This is a genomic window from Campylobacter sputorum (assembly GCF_002220775.1).
Lineage (GTDB): Bacteria > Campylobacterota > Campylobacteria > Campylobacterales > Campylobacteraceae > Campylobacter_F > Campylobacter_F bovis.
This window is the reverse complement of record NZ_CP019685.1, coordinates 1,572,700-1,590,870: the sequence shown is the minus strand read 5'-3', so window position 1 is coordinate 1,590,870 and position 18,171 is coordinate 1,572,700. Positions and strand designations below refer to the sequence as shown.

20 protein-coding genes are annotated in these 18,171 nt (G+C 29.9%); 18 read left to right on the top strand and 2 right to left on the bottom strand.

Annotation, left to right across the window (positions count from 1 at the left end; all coding sequences use genetic code 11):
- The 18 genes from CSPB_RS07985 to CSPB_RS07905 all read left to right on the top strand — a co-directional run bounded on the left by CSPB_RS07985 (window position 1) and on the right by CSPB_RS07905 (window position 15,786).
- Window positions 1-864 (top strand): ParB/RepB/Spo0J family partition protein, encoded by an 864-nt coding sequence (locus CSPB_RS07985; RefSeq protein WP_089189892.1) that lies wholly within the window; start codon window positions 1-3, stop codon window positions 862-864.
- A 52-nt stretch (window positions 865-916) separates the two neighbouring features.
- Window positions 917-1,339 (top strand): F0F1 ATP synthase subunit B family protein, encoded by a 423-nt coding sequence (locus tag CSPB_RS07980; protein ID WP_089189891.1) that lies wholly within the window; start codon window positions 917-919, stop codon window positions 1,337-1,339.
- A gap of 11 nt (window positions 1,340-1,350) precedes the next feature.
- The gene (locus CSPB_RS07975; RefSeq protein ID WP_089193829.1) at window positions 1,351-1,866 is read left to right on the top strand and encodes a F0F1 ATP synthase subunit B; all 516 of its coding nucleotides are present in this window, start codon (window positions 1,351-1,353) and stop codon (window positions 1,864-1,866) included.
- Window positions 1,866-2,396 (top strand): F0F1 ATP synthase subunit delta, encoded by a 531-nt coding sequence (locus CSPB_RS07970; RefSeq protein WP_089193828.1) that lies wholly within the window; start codon window positions 1,866-1,868, stop codon window positions 2,394-2,396. The genes CSPB_RS07975 and CSPB_RS07970 overlap by 1 nt, the downstream gene beginning before the upstream one ends.
- Before the next feature lie 13 nt (window positions 2,397-2,409).
- Complete coding sequence (atpA, locus tag CSPB_RS07965; RefSeq protein WP_033916669.1) at window positions 2,410-3,927, top strand: F0F1 ATP synthase subunit alpha; 1,518 nt, start codon at window positions 2,410-2,412, stop codon at window positions 3,925-3,927.
- A gap of 8 nt (window positions 3,928-3,935) precedes the next feature.
- Complete coding sequence (atpG, locus tag CSPB_RS07960; RefSeq protein WP_033916670.1) at window positions 3,936-4,826, top strand: ATP synthase F1 subunit gamma; 891 nt, start codon at window positions 3,936-3,938, stop codon at window positions 4,824-4,826.
- Window positions 4,827-4,842: 16 nt separating this feature from the next.
- A complete protein-coding gene (atpD, locus tag CSPB_RS07955; RefSeq protein ID WP_033916671.1) occupies window positions 4,843-6,243 on the top strand; it encodes a F0F1 ATP synthase subunit beta in 1,401 nt (466 codons plus the stop codon).
- Between the two features lie 12 nt (window positions 6,244-6,255).
- On the top strand, window positions 6,256-6,645 hold the full coding sequence (gene atpC, locus CSPB_RS07950) for an ATP synthase F1 subunit epsilon (protein WP_033916672.1): 390 nt from the start codon (window positions 6,256-6,258) through the stop codon (window positions 6,643-6,645).
- The gene (locus tag CSPB_RS07945; RefSeq protein ID WP_033916673.1) at window positions 6,645-7,217 is read left to right on the top strand and encodes a MotA/TolQ/ExbB proton channel family protein; all 573 of its coding nucleotides are present in this window, start codon (window positions 6,645-6,647) and stop codon (window positions 7,215-7,217) included. The genes atpC and CSPB_RS07945 overlap by 1 nt, the downstream gene beginning before the upstream one ends.
- On the top strand, window positions 7,217-7,612 hold the full coding sequence (locus CSPB_RS07940) for a biopolymer transporter ExbD (protein ID WP_033916674.1): 396 nt from the start codon (window positions 7,217-7,219) through the stop codon (window positions 7,610-7,612). Before CSPB_RS07945 ends, CSPB_RS07940 begins: the two co-directional genes overlap by 1 nt.
- A complete protein-coding gene (locus CSPB_RS07935) occupies window positions 7,605-8,483 on the top strand; it encodes a TonB C-terminal domain-containing protein (RefSeq protein ID WP_089193827.1) in 879 nt (292 codons plus the stop codon). The genes CSPB_RS07940 and CSPB_RS07935 overlap by 8 nt, the downstream gene beginning before the upstream one ends.
- Window positions 8,484-8,485: 2 nt before the next feature.
- Complete coding sequence (gene tolB / locus CSPB_RS07930) at window positions 8,486-9,757, top strand: Tol-Pal system protein TolB (RefSeq protein WP_089193826.1); 1,272 nt, start codon at window positions 8,486-8,488, stop codon at window positions 9,755-9,757.
- A 56-nt stretch (window positions 9,758-9,813) separates the two neighbouring features.
- Entirely contained in the window at window positions 9,814-10,332 is a 519-nt protein-coding gene (locus CSPB_RS07925) for an OmpA family protein (protein ID WP_033916677.1), read from the top strand.
- A 39-nt stretch (window positions 10,333-10,371) separates the two neighbouring features.
- Window positions 10,372-11,253 (top strand): tetratricopeptide repeat protein, encoded by an 882-nt coding sequence (locus tag CSPB_RS07920; RefSeq protein ID WP_227484179.1) that lies wholly within the window; start codon window positions 10,372-10,374, stop codon window positions 11,251-11,253.
- A gap of 91 nt (window positions 11,254-11,344) precedes the next feature.
- Window positions 11,345-12,034 carry a thiol:disulfide interchange protein DsbA/DsbL gene (locus CSPB_RS07915; protein ID WP_404813370.1) on the top strand — a complete coding sequence of 230 codons (690 nt, stop codon included), beginning with the start codon at window positions 11,345-11,347 and terminating at the stop codon, window positions 12,032-12,034.
- A 9-nt stretch (window positions 12,035-12,043) separates the two neighbouring features.
- Entirely contained in the window at window positions 12,044-12,694 is a 651-nt protein-coding gene (dsbI, locus tag CSPB_RS07910; protein ID WP_033916680.1) for a protein-disulfide oxidoreductase DsbI, read from the top strand.
- Window positions 12,695-13,004: 310 nt separating this feature from the next.
- Complete coding sequence (locus CSPB_RS08630) at window positions 13,005-13,157, top strand: hypothetical protein (RefSeq protein WP_161492201.1); 153 nt, start codon at window positions 13,005-13,007, stop codon at window positions 13,155-13,157.
- 805 nt (window positions 13,158-13,962) lie between these two features.
- The gene (locus CSPB_RS07905; protein ID WP_033916681.1) at window positions 13,963-15,786 is read left to right on the top strand and encodes an aryl-sulfate sulfotransferase; all 1,824 of its coding nucleotides are present in this window, start codon (window positions 13,963-13,965) and stop codon (window positions 15,784-15,786) included.
- A 57-nt stretch (window positions 15,787-15,843) separates the two neighbouring features.
- Here the strand turns inward: CSPB_RS07905 and CSPB_RS07900 are convergent, their stop codons facing one another.
- Together CSPB_RS07900 and CSPB_RS07895 are read right to left on the bottom strand one after the other, a co-directional pair.
- Window positions 15,844-16,527 (bottom strand): response regulator, encoded by a 684-nt coding sequence (locus tag CSPB_RS07900; RefSeq protein WP_033916682.1) that lies wholly within the window; start codon window positions 16,525-16,527, stop codon window positions 15,844-15,846.
- Window position 16,528: 1 nt separating this feature from the next.
- Window positions 16,529-18,157 (bottom strand): sensor histidine kinase, encoded by a 1,629-nt coding sequence (locus CSPB_RS07895; protein WP_089193823.1) that lies wholly within the window; start codon window positions 18,155-18,157, stop codon window positions 16,529-16,531.
- Window positions 18,158-18,171 lie beyond the last annotated feature (14 nt).

Here is an 18,171-nt window from a genome sequence, read left to right as displayed (position 1 = left end):
ATGGCAAAAAAACCAAGTTTAGGAAGAGGCTTAGAGGCTATATTAGGTGATGTTGAAGAGGCTTATGTAAGAGAGCTAGAAAGTGGTTCTAAAAGCGATATGGTTTTAGAATTACAAGTTAGTAAAATACTTCCAAACCCATTTCAACCTAGAAAAAATTTTGATAAAAACGCACTTGAAGAGTTGGCTGCTTCTATACAAAAACATGGTCTGTTGCAACCAATAGTAGTTAAGCAAGATGGCGAAAATTATGTAATAATAGCTGGCGAAAGAAGATTTAGAGCAACTAAAATTTTAGGTAAAGAGACTATAAGAGCTATAGTGGCTGATATGAAGTCTCAAAATTTAAGAGAACTTGCTTTGATAGAAAATATTCAAAGAGAAGATTTAAATCCAATAGAACTTGCAAACTCATATAAAGAACTCATAGATGAGTATAATATAACACAAGATGCTCTTGCAGACATAATTAAAAAATCTCGTGCTCAGATAACAAACACTCTTAGGCTTTTAACACTAGATGATAAAACAAAGCATTATTTGAGTATAGGAGAAATTTCACAAGGTCATGCAAAGATAATGGTAGGACTAAACAAAAACGATGAGCTTGCTGTTTTAGATACGATAATAGGTCAAAAGCTTAGTGTTAGAGATACTGAAAATTTAGTAAAAAATATAAAAAATAAAAAAATAGATAATATTAAAACAAACATTTCTAAACACATTGATTACATAGATGAGTTTAATATATTAAAAATAGCACTCAATGAAATAGGTATAAATAGCACACTTAAAGGCAAAAATATAATTTTAAAATTTAATGATATCGATAGTTTAAAAAATTTAATTGAAAAAATAAAGTAAAAATGGTAAAATTAAAGGTTTTAAATTATAATTTAATTATAAAGGGGATTTTGTGTTAGAATTTGATATTCGTTTAATGATATTTACAGCTATAGTTTTTTTATTTCTAATAGCTCTTTTAAATAAAATTTTGTATAAACCTGTAATAGCATTTATGGATAAAAGAGAAGCTTCTATAAAAGAAGATGAGAAAAATGCAACTAGGAATGATGACGATATCAACGCATATATTGTAAAATCAAATGAGATAATAATTAATGCTAAGAATGAAGCAAATAAAATAAAGCAAGATACGCTTAATGATGCTAAAGAAAAAGCACTTAAAGAACTTGATAATAAAAAAGTAAATTTAGAAGAAGATTATAGTAATTTTATATCAGATTTAAATAAACAAAAAGAAGAATTTAAAGATAGTTTATTGTCTAAACTTCCTGAATTTAAAGGTAGTTTAAACGATAAATTTGCAAAAATTTAAGGAGGGTAAATTTGAAAACCAAGATACTTTTTGTATTGTTTGTGCCGATATTTCTTTTCAGTGCTACTTCTGATGCACCAAAAGATTATGATATAGTGCCAAGAACTATAAATTTTATTATATTTGCAGCGATACTATACTATTTAATTGCACAGCCTTTAAAGAATTTTTTTATAAATAGAAGTAATGGTATAGCAAAAAGATTAGAAGCTATTTCAGAAAAATTAAAAGATTCAAAAAACAAAAAAGAAGCAGCTATAAAAAGAGTTGATGAAGCAAATGTACTTGCAAAAGATATTATCAATACTGCGCATAAAGAAGCTGAAAATTTAAAAAAAGGCGTTGAAAAAGATTTATCTCAAGATATTGCAAATTTGATTAAAAATTATGATAATCAAAAAGAATTTGAAAAACGCAAGATGACAAAAGAAGTTGTTTGTAAAGTTTTAGATGAAATTTTTGCAGAAAAAAATCTAAAACTAGATCAAGGTGATTTAGTTGATATCGTTCTTAAGAAGGTTGGATAATGAGCAATCAAGTTTCTAAAAAATATGTTAAAGCCATTTTAAGCGAGTTTGAAAACGAAGAATTAGATTATGTTATATCAGCACTAAATGATATAAAGTCAGCTTTTTTTATAGAAAAATTTAATTATGTGGTAACTTCACCAATTCTAAATAGTTTTCAAAAAGCAGATTTTATATTATCATTAGTTGATAATCCAAATTCTAAATTTATAAATTTTATAAAATTATTATCTGAAAATAAAAGATTAACAATAATACCTAGTATAGCAAAAGAATTAAACCACGCAAATGCATTATCTAAGAAAATGTATAAAGGAGTGGTTTATACTAAATCTAATCTTTTGGATGAACAAAAAAAACTTTTAGAAGATAGTTTTTCAAAGAAATTTAATGCAAAAGTTGTATTTGATTTTTATACAAATGATTTTAATGGTATAAAAATTAGCATACCAGATCTTGGTGCCGAGATTAATTTTTCTATCGATAGGCTCAAAGATATGATGAGTGAATATATATTAAAAGCAATATAAAAGGAGTAAAATAGTGAGTGAAAAAATTAAAGTTGAAGAAATTAGCTCTATAATCAAAGAAAGAATTGAAAATTTTGATTTTAGTGTTGATATTGAAGAAACTGGTAAGGTAGTATCTATAGCTGATGGCGTTGCATCGGTTTATGGCATAAAAAATGTTATGGCAAATGAGATGGTTGAGTTTGAAAATGGAACAAAGGGCCTTGCTTTAAACTTAGAAGAAAATAGTGTTGGTGTTGTTGTTTTAGGAAGTTGTGCTAACATAAAAGAGGGTCAAAGCGTAAAAAGACTTGGCAAACTTCTAAGAGTTCCTGTTGGAGATGCTCTTATAGGCAGGGTTGTAAATGCTCTTGGTGAACCGATAGATGGCAAAGGTCCTATAGAAGCAACAGAAAGTAGATTTGTTGAAGAAAAAGCAAAAGGTATTATGGCTAGAAAATCTGTTCATGAGCCACTTCAAACAGGTCTTAAGGCTGTTGATGCACTTGTTCCAATCGGTAGAGGACAAAGAGAACTTATCATTGGCGATAGACAAACAGGAAAAACCACAGTTGCAACTGATACTATCATAAATCAAAAAGGCGGAGATGTTATTTGTATCTATGTAGCAATAGGTCAAAAACAATCAACCGTAGCTCAAGTTGTTAAAAAACTTGAAGAGTATGGTGCTATGGATTATACTATAGTAGTAAGCGCTAGTGCGAGTGAAGCTGCGGCACTTCAATACATTGCTCCTTATGCAGGATGCACAATGGGCGAGTATTTTAGAGATAACTCAAGACACGCTTTGATAATATATGATGATTTAAGCAAGCACGCAGTAGCATATCGTGAAATGTCGCTTATCTTAAGAAGACCACCAGGAAGAGAAGCATATCCTGGCGATGTTTTTTATATTCATTCAAGACTTTTAGAAAGAGCAAGTAAATTAAGCGATAAATTAGGAGCCGGCTCACTAACAGCACTTCCTATTATAGAAACACAAGCTGGAGATGTTTCTGCATATATTCCAACTAATGTTATTTCTATTACAGATGGCCAAATTTATCTTGAAACAAATCTTTTTAACTCAGGTGTAAGGCCAGCTATAAATGTTGGGCTTTCAGTATCAAGGGTTGGCGGTGCAGCGCAGATTAAAGCTATCAAAAAAGTTTCAGGAACTCTAAGACTTGACTTGGCACAATATCGTGAACTTCAAGCATTTGCACAATTCGCAAGTGATCTTGATGAAAGCAGTAGAAAACAACTTGAAAGAGGACAAAGAATGGTTGAGATACTAAAACAACCTCCTTATTCACCTCTTGGTATTGAGAAACAAGTTGTTATAATATATGCAGGAAGTCAAGGGTATTTAGACGATATACCAGTATCTGCTATATCTAAATTTGAAAATGAGCTTTATCCATATATAGAAGCAAAATGTCCTGAACTTTTTGAGCAAATTTTAAATAAAAAAGCACTTGATAAAGAAATAGAGGAGTTGCTTATTAAAGCATTAAATGATTTTAAGGCGACTTTTGTAGTTGAATAAGGTTAGAAATGTCAAATTTAAAAGAGATTAAAAACAAGATAGTCAGTGTTAAAAATACCGAAAAAACAACTAAGGCTATGAAGCTTGTTTCTAATGTTAAACTCAAAAAAGCTAAAGAAGCGGCTAGAAAATCTAGTGCCTATGCTATTAAAATAAACGAAATTTTAAGTGAAATATCGTATGAATTAAAACAAAATGCAATTTCACTTGATGAAAGTAATTTTTTTAATGCAAGCAAAGAAGTAACAAAGGTTGATATTATTTTTGTTACTTCCGATAAAGGTCTTTGTGGCGGCTTTAATATGAATACTATTAAAACCGTAAAAGAACTTATAAATGAGTATAAAACCAAACAAGTAAAAATAAGACTTAGAGCTGTTGGAAAAAAAGGTATAGAATATTTTAAATTTCAAGGCGTAGATCTTTTAAAAACATATGTCGGGGTTAGCTCTTCACCTAATTATGAAAAAGCTATAGAGATTATAAATGATGCTATTAATGATTTTGAAAAAGGTTTAACCGATAAAGTTATTTTAGTTCATAATGGATATAAGAGCATGATAGCTCAGCAAATTAGAATCAACGATATAGTTCCTATAGAACCTATATCAACATCTGATATTGTAAATAAATCTACTTCGCTTCTTGAGATAGAAGCCGAAGATAAAAATGCACTTATGACAGAACTCATTAAGAAGTATTTTGAATATAGTATGTATTTTTCATTAATAGACAGCTTGGCAGCTGAACATAGTGCTAGAATGCAGGCTATGGATAGTGCTACAAGTAATGCAAAACAGAGAGTTTTTGAGCTAAATTTAGAATATAACAAGGCTAGACAAAGTTCTATTACTACAGAGCTTACTGAGATTATCAGTGGCGTTGAATCAATGAAATAAAAACAAAAGGAGTTATATGAAAGGAATAATCAGTCAGGTTATGGGACCTGTTGTAGATGTTGATTTTAATGATTATCTGCCTAAAATTAACGAAGCAATAGAAGTTAATTATGAATTAGATGGTAAAAAAATAAGACTTATTCTTGAAGTAGCTGGACATCTTGGCGATAACAGAGCAAGAACCATTGCTATGGATATGAGTGATGGTTTACAAAGAGGATTAGAAGTTACGGCTCTTGGTGCACCTATAACAGTTCCTGTTGGAGATAAAGTTTTGGGTAGAATGTTTAATGTTGTAGGTGACCTAATAGATGAAGGTGAAGTGCCAGAATTTGATAAAAGATGGGCTATCCATAGAGATCCTCCTTCTTTTGAAGATCAAAGTACAAAAAGTGAAATTTTTGAAACAGGTATAAAAGTAGTTGATCTTCTTGCACCTTATGCGAAAGGTGGTAAAGTTGGTTTATTTGGTGGTGCCGGTGTTGGAAAAACAGTTATCATAATGGAACTTATACATAATGTTGCATTTAAACACAGCGGTTATTCAATTTTTGCTGGTGTTGGCGAGAGAACAAGAGAAGGTAATGATCTTTATAATGAGATGAAAGAGTCTGGTGTTTTGGATAAAGTTGCCTTATGTTATGGACAAATGAATGAACCACCAGGAGCAAGAAACCGTATAGCATTAACAGGTCTTACGATGGCTGAGTATTTTAGAGATGAAATGGGACTTGATGTGTTAATGTTTATAGATAATATTTTTAGATTTTCTCAATCAGGTTCTGAAATGTCAGCGCTGCTTGGAAGAATTCCATCTGCTGTTGGTTATCAACCAACATTAGCAAGTGAGATGGGAAAACTTCAAGAAAGAATTACTTCTACTAAAAAAGGCTCAATAACATCTGTTCAAGCTGTTTATGTGCCAGCAGACGACTTAACCGATCCTGCGCCTGCAACAGTTTTTGCTCATCTTGATGCGACAACGGTTTTAAATAGAAGTATAGCTGAAAAAGGTATTTATCCAGCTGTTGATCCGCTTGATTCAACTTCAAGAATGTTGGATCCGCAAATTGTTGGCACAGATCATTATAATATTGCTCGTGGCGTTCAACAAGTATTGCAAAAATATAAGGATTTGCAAGATATAATAGCTATTCTTGGTATGGATGAATTAAGCGAAGAGGATAAACTTGTAGTTGATAGAGCTAGAAAAATAGAGAAATATTTATCTCAACCATTCTTTGTTGCTGAAGTTTTTACAGGTAGTCCCGGAAAGTATATAACACTACAAGAGACTATAGAAGGATTTAAAGGCATTTTAGAAGGAAAATACGATGATTTACCTGAAAATGCTTTTTATATGGTTGGAAATATAGATGAGGTTATAGCTAAGGCTGAAAAAATTAAACAAGCTTAAGGAATATAGTTTATGGATACATTGAAATTAGAAATTGTAACTCCTGATGGTATGATATTTTCAAATGATGTAAAATCGGTAGTTATTCCTGGAGCAGAGGGTGAGCTAGGTATTTTACCTAGACACGCCTCTTTGATAACGCTTCTTAAAGCAGGGGCAATAGTTATAGAAGATGTAAACGGTTCTCATGAAGTTGTTGCTATAAACTGGGGCTATGCTAAGATAGATGAAAATCATGTTAGTATATTAGCAGATGGAACTGTTTACGTTTCTGGAAATAATGATAGTGAGCTCGCAAAATCTTTAGAAGATGCAAAAGAGCTTATAAGTAGTATGAGTAGTGATAGTATAGCCATGGCTTCAACTATGTCAAAAATAGATAGTACGGTGAGAAAACATTAGTGGGCGGCTTAGATATATTTTTTGATTACTTTTTAAGAAGCAGTTTTATAACTATTTTTGTCTTAACATGGTTGTCTATATATTTTATTGTAAGTTTTACTATACTTATATCTAGATTAATTGGGCTTAAAAAATGGATTAGCGATGAACAAAGTGCCCTAGAATCCTTTTTGATGGGGAGTAAGGTTGTTCCTGTTAATACTATATTAAAAAAATGTACTTCAGATAAGATTTCAAAAGAAAAATTAAATATTTGTATAAGTAAAGCCCAAAAAAACTCCACAAGTGGATTAACTTGGCTTAGTATTATAGCTTCTACATCACCTTTTATAGGACTTTTTGGCACTGTCGTTTCAATATTAGAAACTTTTTCTAAGTTAGGACAAAGCGGCGGTTCTATAAGTGTAATAGCACCAGCTATTAGTGAGGCATTAGTTGCAACCGGATGTGGTATTTTCGTTGCTATCCCTGCTTATACTTTCCATCTTATACTTAAGAGAAAGTCATATGAACTTATGTATGTTATAAATAATGAAGCAGATATCATTTTGGCTAATTCCAAAGAAGATTAATGACTACATTTGAGGAAGATTCACCAGAGTTAAATATAACTCCGCTTGTTGATATAATGCTAGTTCTACTAGCAATACTTATGGTTACAGCACCTACTTTGGTTTATGAAGAACATATTACTTTGCCAGATGGTTCAAAAAGCAGTGCAAATCAAAGTAAGTCTAAGGATTTAGTCATTAGAGTTGATGTTAATAAAAAGGTTTATATAGATCAAAGCACAATGTCTATAATGGAACTTCCTGACAATATAATGCTTTTGTCTTCAAAATATGATAAAGAATCACCCGTTTATATAAAAGCCGATAAAAATTTATTATATGATGATGTTATGTTTGTATTAAAAAGTGTTAAAAATGCTGGCTTTACAAAGGTAGCTTTACAAACAAATGGTTAAAAATGATAATGGCGTAAAATATCCAGTTTTTAGTTCTTTTTTCTTTTCTTTTTTTATATATTTAACTCTTTTGTTGTTGCTTTTTTTTAAAATAACACAATATAAAGAAGAGGCAAAAAAATATACAGACACATTGGATGCGTTTATGGATGTTGTAGTAATTGATAGTCAAATAGAATCAAATACACCAAAAACACAAAAGCTAAAAGAGGAAAAGCTAGTTGAAGAAAAACCAGTTGAGACTCAAAAAATAGATGAAGTGGTAAAAGAACAAACTACTATGAAAGAGCCTAAAACTCAAAAAGAAATTAAAGAAGTAAAAGAGGTTAAAAAAGAACTACCGCCTCCGCCAAAGCCAAAGGAAGAACCTAATATTCAAGATTTGTTTAAGGCGGTAGATACATCCAAGATAAAAGATACAAAAACACAAAAGAAAGAAGTTATTAAAAAAGAAGAAGTTTCATCGCCACAAAAAGTTCAAAGTAGAAAAAAGAGTGATAATGATACAACAACTACTAAAAAGTCTGCAAGTGATCTTGTAAAAGGTCTAGAAATAGATCAAATTGCAAAGTCGCCAAAGGCACAGAGTACCGGTATATATGATCCTTTTTATGGAGCAATTACAAGGATACTTGAACAACATTGGAGAGTTTATCGTGCACAAACAGATAATACAGCAGAGGTTGAAATAAATATAGATAAATATGGTAAATTCAGCTACAATATAGTAGGATTATCTCCTGATAATGAGTTTAACCAAAAAGTTAAAAAATTCTTAGCAGATATGCAAAATGTTACATTTCCTCCAGCTCCAGCTGGTAAGGATAATGTTATTAAAGTAGTTTTAGAAGATAAAACAGTAACGGAGTGAGTATGAAAAAAATTTTCTTAGTAATGGTTATGGCGATTAATTTATTTGCAGTAGATGCTACTATGTCAATAGTTAATCAAGGTGTAGTTTTACCAAAAATAGTTGTTCAAGATGCAACAACCGAGGTCAGTGATGAAGCATTAAAACAGAAGTTTTTTAAATTAGTTGTGGGAGACTTAAAAGTTGGTGCTACTTTTGAAGTTTTAGATGAGTATATAACTAGTAGTTATGCTGGCGATCCAGTTAGTAATGTTATGAGTGAAAAAGGTGCACAAATTATATATAGATATGCACTACAAGGCTCAAAAAATTCTAGCTTAAAATTAAATGTAAAAATAATAGATCCAAAAAAAGCTCAGGTTAGATATGAAAAAGTGTACGATATATCAAATGGAGAAAAATACCCATATCTAGCACATAAAAGCGTCATGGATCTTATAGATAATCTTGGAATGTCTCCAGTAAAATGGATGGCTAATTCTATAATTTTTGCAAGAGAAGTTTCTCCTATGAGAAGCGAAATTATAATAGCTGATTATACGCTTACATACCAAAAAACTATATTCAGAGATGGTCTTAATGTATTTCCAAAATGGGCAAACAACGAGCAAAGTGCGTTTTATTATACTAAATATAATAAAACAAATTTGTCTATTTATAGATATGATCTAGATAGTGGCAAAAATACAAAAATAATAGATGGGGAAGGTATGCTTGTTGCTTCTGATGTGAGCGAAGATGGATCAAAACTTCTTTTAACTATAGCTCCACACGATCAACCAGATATATATCTATATGATTTAAGAAATAAAAATTTAAAACAACTAACCGATTATAAAGGTATCGATGTTAATGGAAATTTTGTTGATAATGATTCAAGAATAGTTTTTGTAAGTGATAGACTAGGATATCCAAATATATACTCTCAGGGCATTAATGATAAAGCAATAGAGCAGATGGTTTATCAAGGTAGAAACAATAACTCAGTAAGTACATATAAAAACTATATAGTATATTCTAGCAGAGAAGATAGTATAGGTCAATTTGGTACTAGGGATTTTAATTTATATCTAATATCAACACAAACAAATTATGTTAGACAATTAACATCTGGTGGTAAAAATAACTTTCCAAGATTTTCTAGCGATGGTGGAAGTATAATCTTTATAAAAGATATGGGTGGACAGACAGCTGTTGGTATAATAAGAGTAAATGAAAATAAAAGTTTTCAATTTCCTTTAAAAATTGGCAAAATTCAATCAGTAGATTGGTAGAATTTTTAAAATTTTGTGTTATAATACGCAAAATCAAATCAAAAAAGGGAAGAAATATGAAAAAAATACTTTTAGTTTCAGTAGCAGCAGCTGCTATTTTATTTAGTGGTTGTAGCCAAAAAAGTCCAGAAGTTGACACAAGTGCAAGTTCACAAGGTGTAAGTAGCGATTATTCTGGTAGTAGAGATACAATGAGTGAGGCAGACAGACTTAATGCTCTTATAGCTCAACTTAATTCACAAATCAAAACAGTATATTTTGATTTTGATAAATTTAATATCAAAAGTGATATGCAACCAGTTGTAGCAACAAATGCCGATCTTCTTTCATCTTCAGATGCAAGTAGCTTGTCTATAAAATTAGAAGGAAACTGCGATGAGTGGGGAACAGATGAATATAACTATGCACTTGGATTAAAAAGAGCGAAAGCTGTTAAAGACGCGCTTTCTAGCCGTGGTATAAATGCAGATAGAATTTCTATCGTTAGCAATGGTAAAAGTAACCCAGTTTGTACTGAGAGATCAAAATCTTGCGATTCTCAAAATAGACGTGCAGATTTTACACTTCTTCCATAATTTATGATTAAAAAAAGTCTTTTTTTGGTAGCTATTTTTATGGCTACCACTTCACTATTTTCTGCAGAAGTTTCAGTATTTGATGCTGGAAATTTAGATGCTTCTAATCCTTATGGTCTTACAAAAAATGAGCAAGTTTTATTAAATAACAAAAACAAAGTAGAAAAACTAAATCAAAGTTTTGGAAGCACAGAAGCAAAACTAAATAACGCTATAGAGCGTATAGAGGGTCTTCAAAGTATTGTAGAGGGCAATAATGCTCAAATAGGCAGAATAGAGCAAAGACTTAATATGCTAGAAAGTGGCGGTTCAAGTGGTGGAGACTCTGCTAAGGGTGATCTTAGAAAGTATGTAGAAGAAAGTAGAGCTATACAAGAAAAAAATAACAATGAAATAAAAAAAGTTTTAGCCGAGCTAAGTACCTTGATAGATTCTATTAATTCAAACTATGTATCAAAAAGTGATTTATCTAAAATGAATTTAAAAGATACCACTAAAGTTACAACTCCAAAAAAGAAAGAACCAGAAGCTAAAGTAGAAACAACTTCATTAAATTCTGATTTTACTTCAAAATCTCCAGCCGATATTTTAAAAGAAGCATCTAATATGTATAAAAGCAAAGATTACTCAGGTGCTAAAGCAAGATATGAGTATCTTATAAGTATCAATCATCGACCAGCCGAAGCAACATTTATGCTTGGTGAAATTGAGTATTTTAACACATCCTACTCATCTGCTATAGAGTACTATCAAAAAAGTATAGCTATATATGATAAAGCAAACTATACTCCTAAATTACTATATCATACTGCAATTAGTTTTGATAAAGTTGGCGATAAAAATAGTGCTGATAAATTTTATAAATTTCTAAAAAGTACTTACCCAAATTCAGAAGAAGCGAAAGTTTCACCTAATCGTTAATAGATATAATTAATATTATATTAAGTTTTATGTCAGCGTATTGATAGATTAATTTGCTACTATTACAATGTAATTTCACATAAGGAGTAATATAATGTTTTTAAAAACTTTTACAAAGTCTTTAGTAGTTTTAGCTATGCTAACAGGAATCAGTGCAAGTGCAGCCGTAGTAGAGGGTACAGATTATGTTAAACTCGAAAAACCTATTGCTAATGCAGAAGGTACAGTTATAAAAGTATTTAGTTATGATTGTCCATTTTGCTATAAATATGACAAAGCTGTAACAAAACCTGTTATGAAAAAAGTACCAGAGATGAAATTTGTTCCATATCATTTAGCTACAAAAGGTCAATTTGGTAAGTATGGTAGCGAAATTCTTGCAGTTATGATTGCAAAAGATCAAGCAGCTGGTATTGATTTACTAGATGATAATTCAAATTTCAAAAAAGTAAAATTTGCTCTATATAAAGCTTATCATGACAAAAAAGAAAAATGGGGTAATGATGCTAGTAAACCTGAAAATGTTGAGGCGTTTTACAAAACAGCACTTGAACCAGTTGGTATGACTAAAGCAGATGTTGATGGAGCAGCTAAAGATCAAAAAGTTCAAGATATACTAAATAAATGGGGTATGGATCAAAGCAGTGATTCTTATATGGTAGCCAAAATACAAGGTGTTCCGGCATTTGTAGTTGATGGTAAATATCTTATCTATACAAAATCTATAAAAGGTATAGATCAAATGGCAAATACTATCAAAGAGCTTCATAATTTAAAATAAGGAAATTTTATGAGTCTATGGAGTGATTTTAAAAGTTCGCCTATTGACACTATGTCAAGATGGCAAGATCAAAGATTTTTATGGATATTGATGGTAGTTGCTATGGGTGGGCTAGTTATATTAGCCCATAGCTTCTTTCAAAATTATCTATATATGTTGCCATGCGAACAATGTGTTTACATAAGATTTTCAATGATAGTAATGGCACTTGGTGGCATTATAGCAGCAATTAATCCGAAAAATATTATTCTTAAAATAATAGGTTATGTTTTTGGATTTTATGGAGCTATTATTGGTATAGGCTATAGTGTTAAACTCCACAGCATTCACGAAGCCGTTCACGGGGATGATCCTTTTGGTGTTCAAGGTTGTTCGACTGATCCTAATTTCCCTTTTGGTCTCCCGTTAGCTGAGTGGGCACCTGATTGGTTTAAACCAACAGGAGATTGTGGTTATGATTCTCCAGTTGTTCCAGATGGTGCACAGCTTGATGCAATTCAGACATTTTTTACAAATTTCTATTCTGAAGGCTGGTATTTGGTTCCATCTGCTAAATTTTTAGATATGGCACAATGTACACTTATGGCATATGTTTTAGCTACAGTGCTTTTAGCAGCTATGCTTGGATCATGGATTGTGACATCTATAAAAAATAAGTAAGTATCAATAAAGTGCCACTTTTTTGGCACTTTATTGTTTTATTTGTTCTTCTTTAATTTTTTCTAGACATTAATTTTTCAGAGTAATAAACATAAATCATAACTTGCAATATATTATTTAAATTATTGTATAAACTAAAAGTTAGAAAATTTTATGATTTTTGCACTTAATATAGCATTTTGCTTAATAATATACTAATTAATATTATTAGTTTTATTTTTCAAATTTATTAGACTTAATAGTAAAAAATTTTTGTAAGGCTGTTATAGTTATAAAATTTAAGTTATTTTTAGTTTGTAAAAGAAATTTCGTGAAATTTCCAGTTACCTTCGCTCACCTAGAAGTTAAAAATTTGAAATATATGAAAGTTGTTTCAAAGCCAAAAGAAACAGATGGATGGATAGGCAATAAGAAAAAAAGTATTTCTATTTTACTCGTAGCCGTAAATATAAAATATGCTTAAACACATGATGATAGATAACTAAAAACTGTTTACCAAACAAACTAGCCCTATTTTAAGTAGCTTGGTAAATTAAATGAAAGCATTATCTTGTATGATTATACCTACAAAATATTTTAAATAACTTCTTTTTTATTTAGATTTTATATAACTTATATTTTTGTTAAAATATTTTTTAGATCCTGTATATTATCTATGTTTTTAAAATAAAATTAAAGATTTAGGGCTAAATAAGGTTAATAGTTTGATTAAAATCTATTTAAGCTTATTATAGATTGATTATGTAACAAAGATTAACTACTGCTTTAAACACTACAAGAACTAGTTTGAAAATGATAAAAACCAAATAACATAGTATAGAAAATTTCGATGGTTATTAAAAGCATGATGGTTAAGTAAGTTTAAATATACAAAGAGATATTATTTATATTACACTTCCTAGTGGCATAGTTTCTTTACGAGTGTAAGTGAAGTAAAAAAGAGTGTGAATTTAGATGCTGCAATAAAGAAAATCTCTAATACATTTTACTAAATATTGATAATATAAAATTCTGCTTAAATTGTCTCTAGTTTAAAGTTTGGCGGTTTTTCTATAATACTTAACTTTTTAATTTATACAAATTTTTATATCTGATATTTATAAAGGTGCTTATGAAAAGTCAAAAAATTAGTAACAATTCCAAAAAACTGATAAATTTTGTCTGATATTGTATACAATTTATTTTAAGCCAAATTTAATTTTAATGTTAGAAATTTGTTATAAAATTCTAATATATTTTCATAAACAATACAATAAAAAGGAGTATTTATGAAAAAAATATTGAGTTCAGTTTTAGTAGCTGGCACCATTTTAAGTGTCGGTATTACAACATCTGCTTTTGCAGCTGGTGGAGCTAGTGGTCCTGTGTCATATAAACCAGTTGGTAAACTTGGAGCTATACATATGAATCCATACAAAGTAGCACCTCTTACAGCTGTTATTATGGATGGCGGATATGATGTTACAGATGTTAAAGTAGTAGTCAAAGGTAAAGAAGGTGGCGGTATTGATATAAAATACGATGTAAGCGATAACGCTGTAAGACAACATGGCGGAATTCCAGTTTGGGGACTATATCCTGAGTATAGAAACAGTGTAGAAGTAAGCTATAAAAGAAATGGCGAAGCTATGAGTGAAACATATTTGATTTATGGACCAGCGGTATATCTACCAGGACCAGGAAATAATCAAATAGGCACTCTTCCAAAAGCAAATGTTGTAAAAATGGATGATAAATTCAAAGATAGATTATATTTATTAAATCATATTATAAGGGCTTCTACTCCAAATTCAGGTCAAGCTGTTTGGAATCATCCAGCTGGTGGAGCAATGGAGTGGGATAATGAGCCATACAACTGGATTATAGATGCAAATGGTGATGTTAGATGGTATATGAAAGCTGATGAGATAAGAGATCCATCAAATATCTATAAAAAAGGTAACATGATGGGCTTTGATCAAACAAAAGACGGAGCACTTTTATTTGGCATGGGGCAAAGATATATGAAATATGATTTAATGGGTAGAGAAATTTTTGATAGAAGATTACCACTATCATATGTAGATTTTTCTCACCATATAGAACAAACTCCAAAAGGCACATATATTATGCGTGTTGCTTCAGCTGATCAAAAAAGAAAAGATGGCAAAAATGTTAGAAGTGTTAGAGATGTGATTATAGAGGTAGATGAGAGCGGAAAAGTAGTAGATGAGTGGAAAATTTATGATATTTTAGATCCATATAGAGACACAAATATTCTAGCACTAGACCAAGGCGCAGTTTGCTTAAATGTTGATGCAAGTCAAGCTGGTCATACACTTGATAAAGAAGCTCTAGAAGATAGTTCTATGCCGTTTGGAGATGTTGCTGGCGTTGGCGTTGGTAGAAACTGGGCGCATATCAACTCAGTAAATTATGATGCAAGCGATGATAGCATAATACTATCAGTTAGACATCAAAGTGCAGTTGTAAAAATCGGTAGGGATAAAAAAGTAAAATGGATTTTAGGTGCTGCTAAAGGATGGAATGATAAATTTAAAAAATATTTATTACAACCAGTTGATAGTAAAGGTAAAAAAATTGTTTGTGAAGATGAAGGTTCAAAATGCCCTGGATATTTAAATGAAAAAGGTGGATTTGACTGGACTTGGACACAACACACTGCTTATGTAGTTCCAGAAAAATCTAAAAAAGGTATGCCTGCTGTAACTGTTTTTGATAATGGTGATAGTCGTGGTAATGAACAACCAGCACTTGCTTCTATGAAATATAGCCGTGCTGTTGAATATGTAGTAGATGAGAAAAATATGACTGTAAAACAAGTTTGGGAATATGGCAAAGATAGAGGATTTGATTGGTATAGCCCTATTACTTCAGTTGTAGAGTATCAACCAAAAAGAGATACTATGTTTATATACTCAGCTACAGCAGGTTTAGGAAAATTCTTGCTTGGAACTGGAAATACTGAGCCTATATTAAATGAGATAGAAGATGGCACACAAAATGTTAAAGTAGAAATTCGCTTTACCGGTCTTGGTGCTACTATCGGATATAGAGCACTTCCTATAGATATAAACAAAGCTTTTAATTAATTTTTAGGCGAGGAAACTCGCCTTTTCAAATTTACCCTAGCTTTAAAATAAAAAATTTTACTCTTTGTATTTTTTTAATGTATATCCGGTAGATGGAATATTTATAATATCTATATCTCCAAGGCTTTTTTTAAGTCTTGTTATTGCGTTATGTATTGAGGATTTTTGAGTGTCTTTTCCAAAATACACATATTCGTTAATCATATCATAGCTTACTGTTTTATCAATATTATATATAAAAAGCCATAAAAGTCTGTGTTCATTTAAGCTTAAAAATACAAGTTCATCATCTATAAATACGCTTTGCCCTTCTTCTTTAACAAATATATGCTTAGATATTTGTATCTTTTTTTCTTTGTTTTTTAGTAAATTTATTATAAGTACATTTAAAAGCTCGTCTACTACTATAGGTTTTTTAAGAAAGTAAGTAGCACCATTTTTCATGCTTTTAAATAAATTTTCATCTGTGTCATAAGAAGTTATTACAAAAAACGTCTGATCTGGTTTTATATTAATGATTTCCTCCATCATCTCAAAACCATTTAAATTTGGCATATTTATATCAGTTATTATGATATCTATATCATTTTTTTTAAATTCTTCAAGTCCATTCAAGCCGTCTTTTGCCGTTATTAGTTGTTTTACATAAGGTAAGAGTGCATTTTTAAGTCCAAGTAATGATATGTCATCATCTTCAACCAAAAGAATACTTTTGTTTTGCAATACATCAAATCTACTCATTTTATCTCTTTATTTTAAGTTCAAATGTGGTTGGATTTTTTAAGCTTATTAATTCTAAATTTCCACCAAGTTTATAAAGGGCTGTTTTTTTAGCAAAATATAGTCCTATAGCACTACCATCTCTTTTAGATGTAAGCTTTAAACTTGAAAATATTTTTTTACTAAGTTCCTCGCTAATTCCTATTCCAAAATCTTTAACTAGTATATACACAAAATTCTCATCAAATGATACATCTATATTTATAATGCGTTCTTGTGGAGCTTGTTTATGTTTTTGTATAAGAGCATCTTTAGCATTTTGTATAAGGATTAATAAAATTTGTTGCAAAAATGTTTCTTTGTTTCTAACTACTAAATTTTTATCGCAATTAAGATTGATATTTACATTTTTACTTTTTAGATGCACACTTAATATTTTTAGTAAATTTGATATACTTTGATAAATGTTGAATTGTGTTATATAATCACTATATTTATAAAAATTTCTTATAGTATCTATGGTATTGGCCATCAATGTTGTTGATTTTATAGCAAGTGCTAGATTTTCTTTTAATTGTTCATCGCTTAATTTGTTTTCATTTTTTAAAAAAACCGTGCTACTTAGTATAATAGAGATAGAATTTAATGGCTCTTTTAATTGATGAGATATATTTGCAACTAATTCACCACTTCTAGAAAATTGCAGTTGTTTTTGTAGTAAAACTTCATACTCTTTTTGTCTAATTTGAAGTTTTTTTAACATCTTGTTATAAATTAAATTTCCAAGAATAGTTAAAATAAAAAAACAGATAAATACAAAATTTGCATTTTTTATCAAAACATTAAAAGAGTCTTGTGTGAGTCTTTCTTTATCTATACTTATACCAACAAACCAGTTTATATCTGGTATTTTAAAAAATGTGATATTGTCTATTGTAAATTTAAAATTATCTGTTTTTTTGTTTTTTAAAAAGCTACTAGAAATTTTATCTTTGGTTTTTTCATCATCTATACCACTTATGTCCCCTCTTGTATCTATTAAAAACAGATATTGCAAGTTTGTATTTTTTATATCTATGATTTTTTTAAGCATTTCATCAGCATTTATAACTCCACAAAAAACAGCTACTTTTTCTCCATTTTTATGGATAGGTGAACAAATATTTATGGATTTTATATTTAAAATTCTATGAACATCCATAACATTTATAGTTGTTTTTTCTTTCATCATTGTATTTTTATACCAAAGTGTATTTTCTCTAAAGGAAAGATTTCTGATTTTTTCTTTTTCATTATTTACATAAATATATTTGTCTTTATCAAGATATAGTTGAAATATATCAAAAATAGTATCGTTTTTATGTAAGTAGTTAAGATGTTTTGAGATTTTATCTGGCATACGCAAAATATCTGAATTTTCTTCTATAAATTCTGCTTTTTTTGTTACAGAATCACTTTGTGAACTTAACCAAGCTGTTATAGAGTTTGAGATTTCTATGCCAAGTGAACTTGTAAAGTTTTCTCCGATATTTCCTACTTCTGAGCTTACCTTTATAAAACTAATGATAGTTATACAAAAATACACTATTGTGATTATTAGTAGCATAAGATAAAATTTAAAATGTGGTTTAGATATGAATTTTTTATACAAAAATCACCTTTTCA

What these genes read in the sequence shown, in the direction of transcription:
- CSPB_RS07985 (WP_089189892.1), top strand. Translation starts at nt 1, where the DNA reads ATGGCAAAAAAACCAAGTTTAGGAAGAGGCTTAGAGGCTATATTAGGT.
- CSPB_RS07970 (WP_089193828.1), top strand. Translation starts at nt 1,866, where the DNA reads ATGAGCAATCAAGTTTCTAAAAAATATGTTAAAGCCATTTTAAGCGAG.
- atpG (WP_033916670.1), top strand. Translation starts at nt 3,936, where the DNA reads ATGTCAAATTTAAAAGAGATTAAAAACAAGATAGTCAGTGTTAAAAAT.
- atpD (WP_033916671.1), top strand. Translation starts at nt 4,843, where the DNA reads ATGAAAGGAATAATCAGTCAGGTTATGGGACCTGTTGTAGATGTTGAT.
- atpC (WP_033916672.1), top strand. Translation starts at nt 6,256, where the DNA reads ATGGATACATTGAAATTAGAAATTGTAACTCCTGATGGTATGATATTT.
- CSPB_RS07940 (WP_033916674.1), top strand. Translation starts at nt 7,217, where the DNA reads ATGACTACATTTGAGGAAGATTCACCAGAGTTAAATATAACTCCGCTT.
- CSPB_RS07935 (WP_089193827.1), top strand. Translation starts at nt 7,605, where the DNA reads ATGGTTAAAAATGATAATGGCGTAAAATATCCAGTTTTTAGTTCTTTT.
- tolB (WP_089193826.1), top strand. Translation starts at nt 8,486, where the DNA reads ATGAAAAAAATTTTCTTAGTAATGGTTATGGCGATTAATTTATTTGCA.
- CSPB_RS07925 (WP_033916677.1), top strand. Translation starts at nt 9,814, where the DNA reads ATGAAAAAAATACTTTTAGTTTCAGTAGCAGCAGCTGCTATTTTATTT.
- CSPB_RS07920 (WP_227484179.1), top strand. Translation starts at nt 10,372, where the DNA reads ATGGCTACCACTTCACTATTTTCTGCAGAAGTTTCAGTATTTGATGCT.
- dsbI (WP_033916680.1), top strand. Translation starts at nt 12,044, where the DNA reads ATGAGTCTATGGAGTGATTTTAAAAGTTCGCCTATTGACACTATGTCA.
- CSPB_RS07905 (WP_033916681.1), top strand. Translation starts at nt 13,963, where the DNA reads ATGAAAAAAATATTGAGTTCAGTTTTAGTAGCTGGCACCATTTTAAGT.
- CSPB_RS07900 (WP_033916682.1), bottom strand. Translation starts at nt 16,527, where the DNA reads ATGAGTAGATTTGATGTATTGCAAAACAAAAGTATTCTTTTGGTTGAA.